Source organism: Streptomyces sp. NPDC058279, from assembly GCF_042881255.1.
GTDB lineage: Bacteria > Actinomycetota > Actinomycetes > Streptomycetales > Streptomycetaceae > Streptomyces.
In genome coordinates this window covers 64480-79252 of the sequence record NZ_JBHVYA010000014.1, presented here as the reverse complement: position 1 = coordinate 79252, position 14773 = coordinate 64480, and the positions used below count along the sequence as shown (strand labels likewise).

Annotated in this window: 14 protein-coding genes and 1 pseudogene; 7 read left to right on the top strand and 8 right to left on the bottom strand. The window is 69.6% G+C overall.

The features are described 5' to 3' along the window. Nucleotides 1-37 precede the first annotated feature (37 nt). Together ACFVXJ_RS23970 and ACFVXJ_RS23965 are read left to right on the top strand one after the other, a co-directional pair. Nucleotides 38-1219 (top strand): MAB_1171c family putative transporter, encoded by a 1182-nt coding sequence (locus ACFVXJ_RS23970; RefSeq protein ID WP_389664536.1) that lies wholly within the window; start codon nucleotides 38-40, stop codon nucleotides 1217-1219. Between the two features lie 381 nt (nucleotides 1220-1600). Beyond that, complete coding sequence (locus tag ACFVXJ_RS23965; RefSeq protein ID WP_389664534.1) at nucleotides 1601-2863, top strand: 2,4-dienoyl-CoA reductase; 1263 nt, start codon at nucleotides 1601-1603, stop codon at nucleotides 2861-2863. Between the two features lie 31 nt (nucleotides 2864-2894). Here ACFVXJ_RS23965 and ACFVXJ_RS23960 read toward each other — a convergent pair whose 3' ends face one another. Continuing rightward, nucleotides 2895-3104 (bottom strand): hypothetical protein, encoded by a 210-nt coding sequence (locus ACFVXJ_RS23960; RefSeq protein WP_389664532.1) that lies wholly within the window; start codon nucleotides 3102-3104, stop codon nucleotides 2895-2897. Between the two features lie 293 nt (nucleotides 3105-3397). On the opposite strand from ACFVXJ_RS23960, the gene ACFVXJ_RS23955 reads away from it, so the two are divergent. Then, nucleotides 3398-3556: a hypothetical protein gene (locus ACFVXJ_RS23955; RefSeq protein ID WP_389664530.1), complete on the top strand. Its 159-nt coding sequence runs from the start codon at nucleotides 3398-3400 to the stop codon at nucleotides 3554-3556. Between the two features lie 66 nt (nucleotides 3557-3622). Here the strand turns inward: ACFVXJ_RS23955 and ACFVXJ_RS23950 are convergent, their stop codons facing one another. The 3 genes from ACFVXJ_RS23950 to ACFVXJ_RS23940 are packed head-to-tail and all read right to left on the bottom strand — an operon-like array spanning nucleotide 3623 to nucleotide 5789. Then, complete coding sequence (locus ACFVXJ_RS23950) at nucleotides 3623-4486, bottom strand: hypothetical protein (protein ID WP_389664528.1); 864 nt, start codon at nucleotides 4484-4486, stop codon at nucleotides 3623-3625. After that, the gene (locus ACFVXJ_RS23945) at nucleotides 4483-5382 is read right to left on the bottom strand and encodes an ABC transporter ATP-binding protein (protein ID WP_389664526.1); all 900 of its coding nucleotides are present in this window, start codon (nucleotides 5380-5382) and stop codon (nucleotides 4483-4485) included. Before ACFVXJ_RS23945 ends, ACFVXJ_RS23950 begins: the two co-directional genes overlap by 4 nt. After that, nucleotides 5379-5789 (bottom strand): GntR family transcriptional regulator, encoded by a 411-nt coding sequence (locus tag ACFVXJ_RS23940; protein WP_389664524.1) that lies wholly within the window; start codon nucleotides 5787-5789, stop codon nucleotides 5379-5381. Before ACFVXJ_RS23940 ends, ACFVXJ_RS23945 begins: the two co-directional genes overlap by 4 nt. Nucleotides 5790-6359: 570 nt before the next feature. On the opposite strand from ACFVXJ_RS23940, the gene dnaE reads away from it, so the two are divergent. Then, nucleotides 6360-9920 (top strand): DNA polymerase III subunit alpha, encoded by a 3561-nt coding sequence (gene dnaE, locus ACFVXJ_RS23935; RefSeq protein WP_389664522.1) that lies wholly within the window; start codon nucleotides 6360-6362, stop codon nucleotides 9918-9920. A gap of 75 nt (nucleotides 9921-9995) precedes the next feature. Here dnaE and ACFVXJ_RS23930 read toward each other — a convergent pair whose 3' ends face one another. The 4 genes and pseudogenes from ACFVXJ_RS23930 to ACFVXJ_RS23915 all read right to left on the bottom strand — a co-directional run. Then, the gene (locus ACFVXJ_RS23930; RefSeq protein WP_389664520.1) at nucleotides 9996-10553 is read right to left on the bottom strand and encodes a GNAT family N-acetyltransferase; all 558 of its coding nucleotides are present in this window, start codon (nucleotides 10551-10553) and stop codon (nucleotides 9996-9998) included. 9 nt (nucleotides 10554-10562) lie between these two features. Then, nucleotides 10563-10835 carry an ankyrin repeat domain-containing protein gene (locus ACFVXJ_RS23925; protein WP_389664518.1) on the bottom strand — a complete coding sequence of 91 codons (273 nt, stop codon included), beginning with the start codon at nucleotides 10833-10835 and terminating at the stop codon, nucleotides 10563-10565. 9 nt (nucleotides 10836-10844) lie between these two features. After that, complete coding sequence (locus ACFVXJ_RS23920; RefSeq protein ID WP_389664516.1) at nucleotides 10845-11279, bottom strand: hypothetical protein; 435 nt, start codon at nucleotides 11277-11279, stop codon at nucleotides 10845-10847. A 415-nt stretch (nucleotides 11280-11694) separates the two neighbouring features. Next, nucleotides 11695-11900 (bottom strand): annotated as a pseudogene (locus ACFVXJ_RS23915) (helix-turn-helix domain-containing protein); the annotation flags it as partial. A 227-nt stretch (nucleotides 11901-12127) separates the two neighbouring features. Here ACFVXJ_RS23915 and ACFVXJ_RS23910 point away from each other — a divergent pair. From ACFVXJ_RS23910 to ACFVXJ_RS23900, 3 genes are read left to right on the top strand one after another with little or no spacing between them, the layout of a single operon-like run. Continuing rightward, nucleotides 12128-12799, top strand: a complete 672-nt coding sequence (locus tag ACFVXJ_RS23910; RefSeq protein ID WP_389664565.1) for a DUF4097 family beta strand repeat-containing protein — start codon at nucleotides 12128-12130, stop codon at nucleotides 12797-12799. Between the two features lie 28 nt (nucleotides 12800-12827). Continuing rightward, a complete protein-coding gene (locus ACFVXJ_RS23905; RefSeq protein WP_389664514.1) occupies nucleotides 12828-13829 on the top strand; it encodes an ATP-binding cassette domain-containing protein in 1002 nt (333 codons plus the stop codon). Next, on the top strand, nucleotides 13826-14617 hold the full coding sequence (locus ACFVXJ_RS23900) for an ABC transporter permease (protein ID WP_389664512.1): 792 nt from the start codon (nucleotides 13826-13828) through the stop codon (nucleotides 14615-14617). Before ACFVXJ_RS23905 ends, ACFVXJ_RS23900 begins: the two co-directional genes overlap by 4 nt. Nucleotides 14618-14773 lie beyond the last annotated feature (156 nt).

The following is a 14773-nucleotide window of genomic DNA, read 5'->3' as shown; positions in this document are numbered from 1 at the left end:
CCCCGGTCTTCGGTCACTCCGAACCCGGTGGCCCGCGGTGAGCGGCGGCACGGCATTCCTCTGCTCGGCCGGCGGCCTGCTGGTCGCCACGCTCATCAAGCTCTGGGACTTGCGGAAGAACCCGAAGGACCCGATCCTTCGAGCCGTCTGCGGGACGCTGTTCCTCGGGGCGCTCATCTTCGTCACCGCGGCCCCGCCACACCTGGCGAAGATCAACAGCTGGTTCGGCACACCCAATATCGCAGCGCCGATCGTGTACTGCATTCTCACCGCGTTCGACGGCATCAACATCGTCTTGTTGATCCACTGGCGGGGGAACGACAACGAGGCACGCACCCGGCGGCAGACCCGGTTGTGCCTCACCGCCTACCTGGTCGTGATGGCGGCGATCGCGCTGCTCTTCGCGCTGGGCGACGCACCCGTCGAGCGGCTCCGCGACCTGGACACGTACTACGCCACCACGCCGTTCATCCGCGAGATGATCGTGCTCTACCTCGCCGCGCACACGGTCGCGGCGGTCACCATGACGGTGCTGTGCTGGCGGTGGTCCCGCCAGGTACCCGGAAGCCTGCGCATCGGCCTGCTCACCATCGCCACCGGCTCGTCCTTCGCGTTCGTCTTCGACCTGCTGAAGTACACGGCCGTCGTGGCGCGCTGGTCGGGCGGGAACCTCGACTGGCTGAGCACCCATGCCGCGTTCTCCCTGGCCGGCTTCTCCGCCCCGTTGGTCGCCGCGGGTTTCCTCATTCCCCCCATCGGGCAAGGGGCCAGTTCCCGCTGGGGGATGTTCCAGCAGTTCCAACAGCTCAAGCCGCTCTGGCTGGAGATCCAGTCGGAAATCCCCCAGACCCGCCCGAAGCCCATGAGCTGGTGGCGGCCGATGGACCTGCGCCTCATGCAGCGCGAGCGGGACATCCACGACGCCGTCCTTCGGCTCGGCCCCTATTTCGACGCGTCGACCGGCCGGAGGGTCTACGCGGAGGCCCTGGCCGAACACGCCGAACGCCGCCGGGCGCGCGGCGAGGCAGACGCCTCGGTGATCGCCGGTGCCGTCATCGCGAAGGCGGCCGCGCGGCCGACGGTCAATCCGGAGGACAGGTGGACGTTGACGTCCACCGAGGACGCCGAAGACCTCGTCAGGCTGTCCGACGCCCTGGCCCGCTCCCCCCGGGTCCAGGAGATCCGGCGATCGGCCGCCCTCACGGGGAGCCGCACATGACCCCGCGCGCACCGCGGCCGACCCGGTACGGGCGGAGGTGGGATGTCGGTGACCGGGTCGCCGGTCGGCTCCCGGGGCGCCGGGCGCGCTGAAGCCGTACCCGACCCTCCCGTCTCCCGTCGGCCGGTCTCCCCTCCGACATGGCCCCCTCCGCGGTAGCCACCGCGCAAACGGTCACCGCGCACACAGCCACCGCGCACACAGCCACCGCTGACATAGTCACCGCTGACATGTCACCGCGACATAGCCGTCACTCACCCGACCACCGCACACCCGACCACCGCACGCCCGACCACCGCTCACCCCAGCCACCGCACAGGCGACAGGACACAACCAAAGCCGACCACGAGTCGTCAGGGACGAGATCCAGGAGGAACTCCCATGCACCTTTTCGCGCCTCTTGAACTGCCCAACGGATCCTGGCTGCCGAACCGGGTGGCAAAGGCCGCCATGGAAGAGAGCATGGCCCGCCAGCCCGGACAACTGCCGGGGGCCGAGATCGAGGATCTCTACCGCCAATGGGCCCGAGGGGGCAGTGGCCTCGTCATCACGGGCAACGTCATGGTGGACAGACGTGCGTTGACCTCGCCGAGAACCATCGTGCTCGACGCCGAGACACCTCTTGAGCCGTTTCGCCGTTGGGCCGCAGCCGCCGGATCGGGCGGCGCGCAGGTCTGGATGCAGATCAACCACCCCGGCCGGCAGGTCCGCGCCGACCTGCCCGGCGTCGCCTGGGCGCCGTCCGATGTCGGCGTCAGCCTGGGCAAGCACACGTCGGCGTTCGCCCGGCCCACGGCCATGGACGAGTCGGACATCGAGGCCACCATCGCCCGCTTCGCCACCACCGCCTCTCTCGCCGAGGAGGCCGGCTTCCACGGGGTCCAGATCCACGCCGCCCACGGCTACCTCCTGAGCCAGTTCCTGTCTCCACGGGTCAACCGGCGGGGCGACCGGTGGGGCGGCGGCCTGGAGAACCGGGCCAGGCTGCTCATCGAGATCGTGAAGTCGGTCCGCGCCCGGGTGTCCGAGGACTTCGCCGTGGGCGTGAAAATCAACACGGCCGACTTCCAGCGCGGTGGCTTCGACACGGACGAAGTGGCACGCGTGCTCGGGTTCCTGGACGGCCTCGGCGTGGACCTCGTGGAACTCTCCGGCGGCAGCGTCGAGAGCGCGGCGACCATGGGCCGTACCTCCGACGAAACCATGCTCGACAGGGAGGCGTACTTCCTCTCCCTGGCCGAACGGCTCGTGGAAGTCGCCTCCATGCCGCTCATGCTGACGGGAGGGATCGGCCGCCGCACGACTGCCGAGCGGGTCCTGGAGCGGGGCTTCGCGGTGGTCGGCGTGGCCACGGCCTTGGCCATCCGCCCCGACCTGCCGGACCGGTGGCTGGCGGGCGAGGACACGCACGTGCCGCCGCCCCGGCTTCGCTGGAAGGACCAGGACCTCGCCAGCGCCGCCGTCCTGGCCATCGTCCGGGCCCACATGAGCCGCCTCGTTCGCGGCAGTGAGCCTCGGTTGAAGATCCCCCCGTCCCTCCTGCTCGCTTTGGACACGCTGCGGGACCGGGGCAGTGTGCGGGCTTACGGAGCCTGGTTGGCGCAGCACCCGACACCGCAGGAGACGACGGTGCTCCCTGGGTGAGGGGCCGGCGTGCAGGTTCCCGGGGTCCTGGTCAGGGAGGGTCGACGCTTTCCTCCACCGGCGGCTCGTTCCCTTCGACGGCAGCGGAATGCCACTGGTAGACAGCGGCGCCGGCTCCGTCAGGCCCGGGGACGTAGCTTCCGATCAGCTGCCCGTGGCGGTGGACCTTCACCGAGACCTTGGTGGTCTGTTCCCCCATGAAGCCGTCGAGAGGACCTCCGACGAACCGCGCTTTGATCATTGCCAAATCCTATGGCTCGAAGGTCGGTTACCATCGGTCACCCCCGCACTGACCTGGGCTGCTGTTCGCTCCCCGGCCATTCCGGTACGCCGGCCGCGGCGGTGCGCGCTCCCCGGTGGCGACATTGTCGTCGGGGGGCGGCACGCGCTCCCAGACCGTCGCCGGCCAAGCCGCCGGCGGCGGGCTTGCGGGGGGCCGCCGGAGGGGGGCGGGGCACCGGGTGTGCGGGGCGTGCCGGGTGGCCGCCGGGGCCGGGTGTCACGTTGCGGTACCGGGGACGGGCGGGAGGCGGGATGATCACGTCCACGGCCAAGCAGCTTCCCGCCGGCAGGGCGGCGCCCTCGGCGGCCGAGGTGTTCCACGCCCGGTACGCGAGTCGGCTGCCCGCCTCCCTGGAGAAGCTCGTGGGTCCGCGGCACAGGGTGGTCGAGCTGCCCGTACAGACCTCGTGACCCTGCTCGGTAGGAGTAGGGCCGAGAAGGGGCGGAGTCGCCGGGACCCGCGCCCACGACCGGCGGTCAGCGGTGGCGCCGGCGCAGGAGCGCGAAGGCGGCAAGGGTGGCGGCGGCGGTGAGGGTGAGCAGGATCGTGCTCTCGACCAGTTGCAGCGGCCAGAAGTGGGACTCGGGGTGGTAGAGGGGCACGCTTCCGCCCGCCGCGGAGACGTCCCAGATGCCCCCGCCGCGCGGGTGTCCGTCGAGGGCGGGCCAGAGCCGGGGGCGGAGCAGGATGAGCATCGCTTCAACGGCCCCGACCGCGCTGACGGCCGAAGCCATGGCCGGCACCGTGCGTCCGGTCAGCAGGCCGGCCAGGGCGCCGCCGGCGATGCCTAGGAGGGCGTAGCCCACCGCGACCGGTCCGATCATCTGGTAGACGGGGAGGTCGTCCCACGGGACCGGGTACCAGGTGTCCAGCGATCCCCGCCGGATCCAGGCTGCCAGGAGTACGAAAGCGGGCAGGACGAGGAGTACGGCGCCGACCGGCACCGCCAGCTTCGCGGCCAGCCAACGGGCCGGACTGACCGACTGGGTCCACTGGAGCCGGTAGGTGCCGGACTCGAACTCGCGCCCGATCAGCGGGCCTGCGACGAACGCGGCGAGGAGCAGGGGCAGTACCCCCACGGCCATCCCGATGTAGCTGAACATCTTGTTGACGTACAGGCTGCGGGAGAGGAAGCCGCGGACTTGGATTCCGCAGCCGTGCACCGTGTTCTCCACCTTGCAGCCGGTCGCCGCGAGGTCCGCGGTCAGTGACTGGACGTACCAGCGGCCGGCGGGCAGGGCGATGGCGGCGAGCAGCACGAGGGCGAAGGCGGCCCACAGCACGTGGCGGTGCAGACCGATATTGACCCGAAGGGGTCCGCGAAGGTCGAGGAGGGTCATGCCGCTGCCTCCATGGCCGGGGTGAGCAGGGCCGGGACGTGCGGGGCACCCAGGTAGGCGAGCAGCAGTTCCTCCAGGGTGGGTTCGACGGCCCGGACGTAGCTGTCGCCGTCGCCGCCGCCGTCGTCTTGGCCTTCGCCGTCGGTGCTCCACGGCCCTTGCGGGCGGATCAGAGCGGTGAGTTGGCGCCCGGTGGAGCGCGCCGTGATCACCGTGTGGGGGGTCAGGTCGCGGGTCGGTCCGGAGACCAGACTGTGGGCTCGCAGGAGGTCGTCGACCGAGCCGCCGAGCCGGACCCGGCCGCCGTCGATCAGGAGCAGGTGGTCGCAGGCGTCCTCCAGCTCGGAGAGGACGTGCGAGGACATCAGGACGGTGGTGCCGTGTTCGGCGACCGTCGCCAATACGGTCCCCAGCAGTTGGCGGCGGGCGAGCGGGTCCACGTCGGAGAGCGCCTCGTCCAGGAGCAGCAGTGCGGGCCGCTTGCCGAGAGCCAGGGCCAGGGCGAGTCGGGAGCGCCCGCCGCCGGACAGGGCGCGGACGCGCATGGCCGGGTCCAGGCCGCCGGCTTCCACCACTTTGCCCGCGGCGGTCGCGTCCCAGCGGCCGGGATTCAGGTCGGCGCCCATCCGCAGCGTCTCGGCGACGGTCAGTCGCGGGTAGAGCGGCTTGTCCTGGGCGACGTAGGCGACGGCCTCGCGAGGTGGGGTCGTCAGGGTGCCCTCGGTGGGCTTCAGTACGCCGGCGGCCACGGCCAGCAGGGTGGACTTGCCGGCCCCGTTGCGGCCGACCAGGGCACAGATGCGGCCGGCGGGGAGCCGGAAGGAACACTCCTTCAGGGCCCAACCGCCCCGGCGGAACCTCCGTCCGAGGCCGTGCGCTTCGATCGCTGCCGTCATTGTTCGTCCCCCTGGTTCGGTTCACTGTCGGACTCGCTCAGTACGGAGGTGAACAGTGCGGTGATGTCGTCCTGCTCCAGGCCCGCCCGCCGGGCCCGTGCCAGCCACTGGGCGAGCTCGGTGCGCAGCGCGCCGTCTGCCGCCCTGCCGTCGCCCAGCGTCCGGCGGACGAAGGTACCGAGCCCCCGGCGGCCCTCGACCAAGCCTTCGCGTTCGAGTTCCCGGTACGCCTTGAGCACGGTGTTGGGGTTGATGGCCAGGGCCTCGACCACCTCGCGGGCTGTGGGCAGCCGGTCGCCCGGTTCCAACAGGCCCAGGCGGAGCGCGTGTTTGGTCTGCTGCACGATCTGGAGATAGGTGGCCACACCACTGCGCCGGTCGATGCGGTACTCGATCACACCGTTCATCCTCCTTTCACTAAGGAAGTAGTGAAAGGCTGGCGTGCCGGCGTCTCACTGTCAAGAGCGGTCGTGCGTCGACACGAGGCCGCCCCGCCGCCCGGCCGCCTGCCCGGCAGCGGTGCGGGGTGTCCGGGGGGCGCCGGGCCGAGGGCCGAAAACCGGCTGCCGCGCCCCGATCCGGCGGTCGGCAAGGCGGGATGCGATGCATCGCGGGGTAGCGCACCGACTCGTTCGGTCTGACGCGACCGTCATCCTGACCGTTGCCTCCGATGACCCGGGAGGCAGGCCCTCGTTCGAACCCTCGTCGTGGTGCCGAGCACCATCCGGCGTTTTCCGGCCAGATCGGGGGTGTGGGCGGCAGGCCGTGGAGGACGGGGAGGACGGTGCGGGGGAAACCGGAGCGGCTGCCCTCCATCGGGCCCACTCCCCCTGCGGGCCTTGGCCTGTTCCCTTCAACCGGTCCCCGTCCCATCGGGCGCCACGCGGCCCGCCGAGGTGGCTCAGAAGCAGGTGACCGGCAGGGTGGTCGTGGTTGGGTGGGGGCCTCCCACGACCAGCTTCGGAGGTGCCTTCCCGGTGGCCGACAGCTTTGTTCACCTGCACAATCACACCGAATACTCGATGCTCGACGGCGCCCAGCGGCTCAAGCCGATGTTCGCCGAGGTGGCCCGTCAGGGCATGCCCGCCATCGCGATGAGCGACCACGGGAACATGTTCGGGGCGTACGAGTTCCAGCAGGTGGCGAAGGGCTTCGACGGTGTGAAGCCGATCGTCGGCATCGAGGCGTACGTCGCTCCGTCCTCTCGGCGGGCCCGCAAGCAGGAGTTCTGGGGGCCCGGAGGGCAGCGGGCCATGTCCGAGGACGGTGAGGGCTCCAAGGACGTCTCGGGTGGCGGCCGTTTCACCCACATGACGATGTGGGCCCGCAACGTCGAGGGTCTGCGGAACCTCTTCTTCATGTCGACGGAAGCGTCCTACACGGGTCAGTTTCCCGCCGGCAAGCCGCGTATGGACATGGAGCTGATCTCGGAGCACGCCGGCGGCATCATCGCCACGACCGGATGCCCGTCGGGGGCCATTCAGACACGTCTGCGCCTCAATCAGTACGACGAGGCCAGGGCGGTCGCAGGCGCCTATCAGGACGTCTTCGGGAAGGAGAACTACTTCCTGGAGCTGATGGACCACGGCCTGGACCTGGAACGCAATGTGCGCGGTGGTCTGCTGCGGCTGGCGAAGGACCTCGGCATCCCGCTCCTCGCCACCAATGACGCGCACTACGTCCTGGAAGAGCACGCGGACGCGCACGACAACCTCCTGTGCATCGGCGTCGGCAAGAACAAGGACGACCCGGGCCGCTTCCGGTTCAACGGCTCCGGCTACTACCTCAAGACCGCCGAGCAGATGCGGGAGCTGTTCTCCGAACTCCCCGAGGCGTGCGACAACACCCTGCTGATCGCCGAGCGCATCGAGTCGTACGACGAGGTCTTCGCCGAGAAGAACGAGATGCCGGACTTCCCGGACGTCCCGGAGGGGGAAACGCAGGAGTCCTGGCTGCGCAGGGACGTCCTCAAGGGCCTGGAGATGCGCTACGGCTCGCCGATCCCGGAGTCGGTCATGGAGCGCTTCGAGACCGAGATGACGGTCATCGGACCGATGGGCTTCTCCTCGTACTTCCTCGTGGTCGCGGACATCTGCAAGTACGCCCGGGACAACAAGATCCCCGTCGGGCCGGGCCGCGGCTCGGCCACCGGCTCGATCGTCGCCTACGCCACCCGTATCACCGAGCTGTGCCCGCTGGAGCACGGGCTCCTGTTCGAGCGCTTCCTCAACCCGGAGCGCATCAACCCGCCGGACGTGGACCTCGACTTCGACGACCGCAAGCGCGACCAGATGGTCCGCTACGTCGTGGAGAAGTACGGCGACGAGTTCACCGCCATGGTGAACACCTTCGGCAAGCTCAAGGCCAAGAACGCGATCAAGGACACCTCGCGGCTGCTGGGCTACCCCTTCGCGCACGGTGAGCGCATCACGAAGGCCTGGCCCCCGGACGTCATGGGCAAGGGCATGCCCATCACCGGTCTCTTCGACCCTTCGCACCCGCGGTACGGCGAGGCCGGTGAGGCCCGCACGATGTACGAGAACGAACCGGACGTGAAGAAGGTCATCGACGGCGCCCTCGGCGTCGAAGGCCTCATCCGCAACACCGGCGTCCACGCCGCCGCGGTGATCCTGTCCAAGACGAGACTGACCGACCGCATCCCGCTGCACATGCGGGCCAAGGACGGCGTCAAGATCACCGGATTCGACTACCCCAGCTGCGAAAACATGGGGTTGGTCAAGATGGACTTCCTCGGGCTGCGCAACCTGGGTGTCATCGACCAGGCCATCCAGAACGTTCGCGAGAACCGCGGGCTGGACCTGTCGACCGAGACCATCCCGCTGGATGACAAGAGGACGTACGAACTCCTGGCGAGCGGTGACACGTTCGGGGTCTTCCAGCTCGACGGCGGCGGCATGCGTACCCTGCTCAAGCTGATGGAACCCACGCGGTTCGAGGACATCGCGGCGGCCCTCGCGCTGTACCGTCCCGGCCCGATGGCCGCGAACGCGCACACCAACTACGCGCACCGCAAGAACGGCCGCCAGGAGATCGAGCCCATCCATCCCGAGCTTCGGGAACCCCTGGAACCCATCCTGGGCACCACCTTCCATCTGCTGGTCTACCAAGAGCAGATCATGGCGATCGCCCGTCAGTTGGCCGGCTACACCCTCGGCGGCGCCGACCTCCTGCGCCGCGCGATGGGCAAGAAGAAGCCGGAAGTGCTCGCCGCCGAGTGGGACAAGTTCCACGGCGGGATGCGGGAGAACGGCTACTCGGAGGAAGCCATCAAGGCTCTCTGGGACGTCATGCTGCCCTTCTCCGGTTACGCGTTCAACAAGTCACACACGGCCGGGTACGGATTGGTCTCCTTCTGGACCGCTTACCTGAAGGCGAATTTCCCCGCGGAGTACATGGCTGCCCTCCTGACGTCCGTCGGCGACGACAAGGACAAGGCCGCCATCTACCTGGCCGACGCCCGAAAGAGCGGCGTGAACGTGCTGCAGCCGGACGTCAACGAGTCCGTCGCCGAGTTCACCGCCATCGGCGAGGACGTGCGCTTCGGCTTGAAGTCCGTCCGGAACGTGGGTGAGGGTGTCATCGACTCCCTCGTGAGTTCCAGGAAGAACCACGGGAAGTACGCCTCCTTCGCCGACTTCCTCGACAAGTCGGAGATCGGGGCGCTGAACAAGCGGGCCGTCGAGTCGCTGATCAAGGCGGGCGCGTTCGACTCGCTCGGGCACAGCCGCAAGGGTTTGGTCGCTGCCCACGAGGAAGCCATCGACGCGATCATTCCGGTGAAGAAGGCCGAGGCGTACGGGCAGGACGACCTGTTCGCGGGCATGGGCGGCGCCGCCGACGCACCGGCCTTCGGCCTGGACTTCCCGATCTCCGAGGAGGAGTGGCCGCGGAAGCAGCTACTGGCCACCGAGCGCGAGATGCTCGGCCTGTACGTTTCCGCGCACCCGCTGGACGGCACCGAGCACATCCTCTCCCGCAACCGGGACACCACCGTCACGGAGATCATGGCGAGCGGGCATGAGGGGCCGGTGAAGATCGCCGGTCTGATCACCGGCGTCGACCGGAAGATGACCAAACAGGGCAACGCGTGGGCAGCCGTCACCCTCGCCGACCGGGACGCCGCGATCGAGGTCTGCTTCTTCCCCGCCACCTACCAACTCGTCGGCCACGCCCTCGTCCCCGACAGCGTCGTCTCCGTCTCCGGACGGGCCCAGGACCGGGACGGCAGCATGAACATCATCGGGTCCGAAGTCGTGGAACTCGATGTGTCGTCGGCCGAACACGGTGGCAGACCGCCGGTGCTCCTGTCTTTCCGAGCGCACCGGATGCACGAGAAGACCATCCGGGAGCTGAAGCGGATCCTGCAAGCCCATCCGGGAGAGAGCCCGGTCCGGATGCGCGTGCAGAGCCCTGACAAAACGGTCGTGTACGAACTCGGGTTCCTCGTCGACCCCCCGTCCGTCGCCTCCGACATCAAGGGCACGTTCGGAGCCGACGCCTGGCAGGGGGTGACGTGACCTTCATTTCCGGCGAACCCGAGATCCACATCGATGTCGCCCTCACCGACCGGCCTGCCGCGGTCGCTGCGGAGGCTACGGCTCGATGGGCCGATGGCTGCCGCTGCCGCGTGGGAGTCGATACAGCACGCTCGGACGCAGTGGTCCGGGCGGCATGGTCGGGTCGTCGAAGTCATCGGCCGGATCACGGCTCATGCCGATGCGGCGCATCACGGCCTGGGACCGCAGGTTGGTGACCGTGGTCACCGCCAGGATCTCCGGCAACTCCAGGGAGTCGAGGCCGAAGGCCACTACCGCCCGGGCCGCCTCGCTCGCATAGCCGTGCCCCCAGGCCGAGCGGGCCAGGCGCCAGCCGGCCTCCACACCCGTGAAGGGCATGACGTCTTCCACCGGACTCAAGCCGGTGAACCCGATGAACTCACCGGTGGCGACCACCTCGACCGCCCACCAGCCCCAGCCCCGCCGGTCGATCTCCGCTTGGAAGCGGGCCATGGACGCCTGGCTCTGCTCCCGGGTGAGTACCCCCGGGAAGTGCCTACGGACTTCGGGATCGGAGTTCATCGCGGCCCACGGCGCGAGGTCGGTATCGCGCCAGCCGCGGAGCACAAGACGCTCGGTTCTCAGCTCGGACACCACGTCAGCCTAACGTGCTGTCGGCCGTCGCCGCCGAGCAGGCCGGTATGGGGGCGCGTTCGGATCCACCCCGTACGCGAGCAGGGTGGCTGTGAGCCGGCTGTCGGCGGGAATGTCCGAGCGGAGTGCCGAGTCTCCTTCGACGTCTATGGCGTGCTGGAGGAACGTCATTCCGCAGGAGACCTCATTGACATCGGCACCCTCGTCGAGGAGGCGTATGAGAGTCGCGTGATCGCTCGACTCCACCGCCTGATGGGCGGGCGACCACTCGTTCTCGTCCATGTGCGCTCCTCAGGAAGAAGACCCGTGCCGGGTCCGGGCCTGGGCCTGGGCCTGGGGGATGACGTAGACCGCGAAGGTGGTGGGTCTGTTCACCGTTGCCTTCTCATCGGCCAGGGATGCCGCCACCTCCTGAAAGACGTCCAGGGCGATCCGCACGTCGCCGACACACTCCGACCAGCACTCACCGCGCACGACGAGGGCGACCCGAGCCGCGTTCACTTCGTGGACGCCGCCCCACAGGGAGTCCGAAAAGGCGTCCCAGCTCCTCCCCGTGGTGGGGGGATCCATGGGTACGACGTCGGCGATCGCGCGGATGATCGAGGTCATGTCCGTCGCCGACCCGGTGTCGACGTGGAACACGCACGCCCCCGAGGACGGCAACTCCTCAAGAGCCGGCCCGACCTGGTCCGGCGCGAGCGCGCGTACCCCTGCGGAAAACGTCATGGAGCCATTGTCCCGTCCCGGCCCGTCCCGGCCGGCGGGTCGAGGGCCGGGGCGGGGACGGGGACGGGGGCGGGGCGGTCGGTGCCGGCCCGCTGGTCGACCCACCTCGGCCGCGAGTCGGCGGGGGCGAGTTCCTCGCCGGTCTCGGCGAACGCCGAAGCGGCCTGCTCGGACGGGAAGCGCGATCGCGGGTCGTCCCGGCAGAGGATGGCGTCGAACTCCGATGGTCAGGGCATCCAGTTCCTCGGCTGACTCGGCGTCAGGCCGAGGTTCGGATCCCGGACCGGCCGCCGGGACCGCTTCCGCTCCGCGCCCCCGACGCGAGCACGAACTGATCCGCTGAGCCGGGCGGCGGTGGGCCGGCCGACTCCGCCCGGCACCCGCCCGCACGGGCGCCCCGGTTCACACTTCACCGGGGCGCCCGCTCAGGCGGTGGGGTCCGACGTCGGCGGTGGTGGGCGCGGTGTTCGGTGGCGCGGTGGGTCGGGTCGGCGTGGTGGGGCCGCCGTTGCGCATCACCTCGCGCGTGATCGTCGAGGTCGGGCGGTCCCGGCGTGTGGCGATCTCCGCGTAGGCGAGGCCGTCGGCCGATCCCGGCGCGATCTGCCGGCTCTCCTGCAGGGTGGCCCGTGGTGCCCGAGCATAGCGTTCACACCCAGCTCATTGCAATGATCACGGAAGCGTTTGTTGCGTTAGATTCAAGGCCATTGCAATAAATTCCATAGTTGACCTGGATTTACCACGCACGTGCGCAACAAGTGCGTTGCCAGATCTAGGAATGCAACGTAGCGTTTCCATCATCAGAAACGGCGGTCCGGAAGGAGCGCACGATGCACAAGGAGAGCGCCATGCAGAAGTTCGACACCCCCGCCCCCGTCTCGGTCGTCCTGGACATCCCGGCGGGACGCATCCGCTTCGTCGCCGCCGACCGGGCCGACACCGTGGTCGAGGTGCTGCCCGCGGACGCCTCCAAGGGCCGCGACGTGAAGGCGGCCGAGCAGACCACGGTCGAGTACGGCGACGGTGCCCTGCGGATCGCGACCTCGGAGACGAAGAACCGGCTCGTCGGCGCCACCGGCTCCCTGGAGGTGACGGTCAAGCTGCCCGCCGGCTCGCACGTCGAGGCGAAGGCCGCCGGCGCCGAGTTCCGGGGCGTCGGACGGCTCGGCGAGGTCACCTTCGAGGGCGCGCAGGGGTCCGTCAAGCTGGACGAGACCGCGACCGCCCGCCTCACCCTCCTCGCCGGCGACATCTCGGTCGGTCGCCTCGGCGGCCCCGCCGAGATCAGCACCAAGAAGGGCGATCTGCACATCGCCGAGGCCCTACGCGGCACGGTCACGCTGCGCACCGAGGCCGGCGAGATCTCGGTCGGGGCCGCCCGCGGCGTCTCCGCCTCCCTCGACGCCGGCACCTCCTCCGGCCGAATCCACAACGCGCTCCGGAACAGCGACGGCGCCGCCGCCGAGCTGAACATCCACGCCACCACCTCCCACGGCGACATCACCGCCCGCAGCCTCTGATCCGCAGCCCCTGAAGGAGCACCCCCTCATGACCGACCTGGCCATCGCGGCGAACGGGCTGCGCAAGTCCTACGGCGACAAGACCGTCCTGGACGGTGTCGACCTGGCCGTTCCCACGGGCACCGTCTTCGCCCTGCTGGGCCCGAACGGCGCCGGCAAGACCACCGCCGTCAAGATCCTCTCCACCCTCATCGGCGCCGACGCCGGCGAGATCCGCGTCGGCGGCCACGACCTCGCCGCCGACCCGCAGGCGGTGCGCGCGGCGATCGGGGTCACCGGGCAGTTCTCCGCCGTCGACGGCCTGATCACCGGCGAGGAGAACATGCTCCTCATGGCGGACCTGCACCACCTCTCCAAGAGCGAGGGCCGGCGGGTCAGCGCCGAGCTGTTGGAGCGCTTCGACCTCGTCGAGGCCGCGAAGAAGCCCGCCTCCACCTACTCGGGCGGCATGAAGCGACGGCTCGACATCGCCATGACCCTGGTCGGCGACCCGCGGATCATCTTCCTCGACGAACCGACCACCGGCCTCGACCCACGCTCCCGCCACAACATGTGGGAGATCATCCGCGAACTCGTCACGGGCGGCGTCACCGTCTTCCTCACCACCCAGTACCTGGAGGAGGCCGACGAACTCGCCGACCGGATCGCCGTCCTGAACGACGGCAAGATCGCCGCCGAGGGGAGCGCCGAGGAGCTGAAGCGGCTCGTCCCCGGCGGGCACGTCCGCCTCCGGTTCACCGACCCCGTCGCCTACCGGTCGGCCGCCTCCGCCGTGCCCGAGGCCGGTCGGAACGACGAGACCCTGTCCCTGCAGATCCCGAGCGGCGGCAGCCAGCGCGAACTGAGCTCCATCCTCGACCGGTTGGACGCGGCCGGCATCGAGGCCGACGAGCTGACCGTGCACACCCCCGACCTCGACGACGTGTTCTTCGCCCTCACCGGCAGCGCCAAGGTCGCCCACCAGAACGGCCAGACGCACCAGACCAGCCCGACCGGCCAGGCCGGCAAGCCCAAGGAGACCGTCCGATGAGCTCCCTCTCCCTCGCCGTGCGCGACTCGTCCACGATGCTGCGCCGCAACCTCCTGCACGCCCGGCGCTACCCGTCGCTCACCCTGAACCTGCTGCTCACGCCGATCATGCTGCTGCTGCTGTTCGTCTACATCTTCGGCGACACCATGAGCGCGGGCATCAACGGCGGCGTCCCGGACCGCTCCGCCTACCTCGCCTACCTCGTCCCCGGCCTGCTCCTGATGACCATCGGCTCCACCGTGATCGGGACCGCGGTGTCCGTTTCCACCGACATGAGCGAAGGCATCATCGCCCGCTTCCGCACCATGGCCATCCACCGTCCCTCGGTGCTCGTCGGGCACGTCGTCGGAAGCGTCCTGCAGTCGATCATGAGCGTGGTCCTCGTCGGCCTGGTCGCCGTCGCCATCGGCTTCCGCTCCACCGACGCCGGCGCCCTGGAGTGGCTGGCGGCGTTCGGGCTGCTCGTCCTCTTCGCCCTGGCACTGACCTGGATCGCGGTCGGCATGGGTCTAGTCAGCCCCACCGCCGAGGCCGCGAGCAACAACGCGATGCCGCTGATCCTGCTGCCGCTCCTGTCCAGCGCCTTCACCCCCACCGAGTCCATGCCGGGCTGGTTCCAGCCGATCGCCGAGTACCAGCCGTTCACGCCGGCCATCGAGACCCTGCGCGGTCTGCTGCTCGGCACCGAGATCGGCCACAACGGGTGGCTCGCCGTCGCCTGGTGCGTAGCCCTGACGGTGCTCGGCTACTTCTGGTCGACCTCGAAGTTCAACAGCGACCGCAAGTAACAGACCCGAGCGGTTTCCCGGTGGGCCGCGAGGCGGACTTGAGTCGGCCACGAGTGCGGGCCCCCAAGCTGTCGAGCGAGGTGCGCCCGGCGGAGCCGTTCAGCACGATCCGCAGCGCCTGCGCCTGCGGTTCTCGCCACCGGGCTCCTCCAGCTC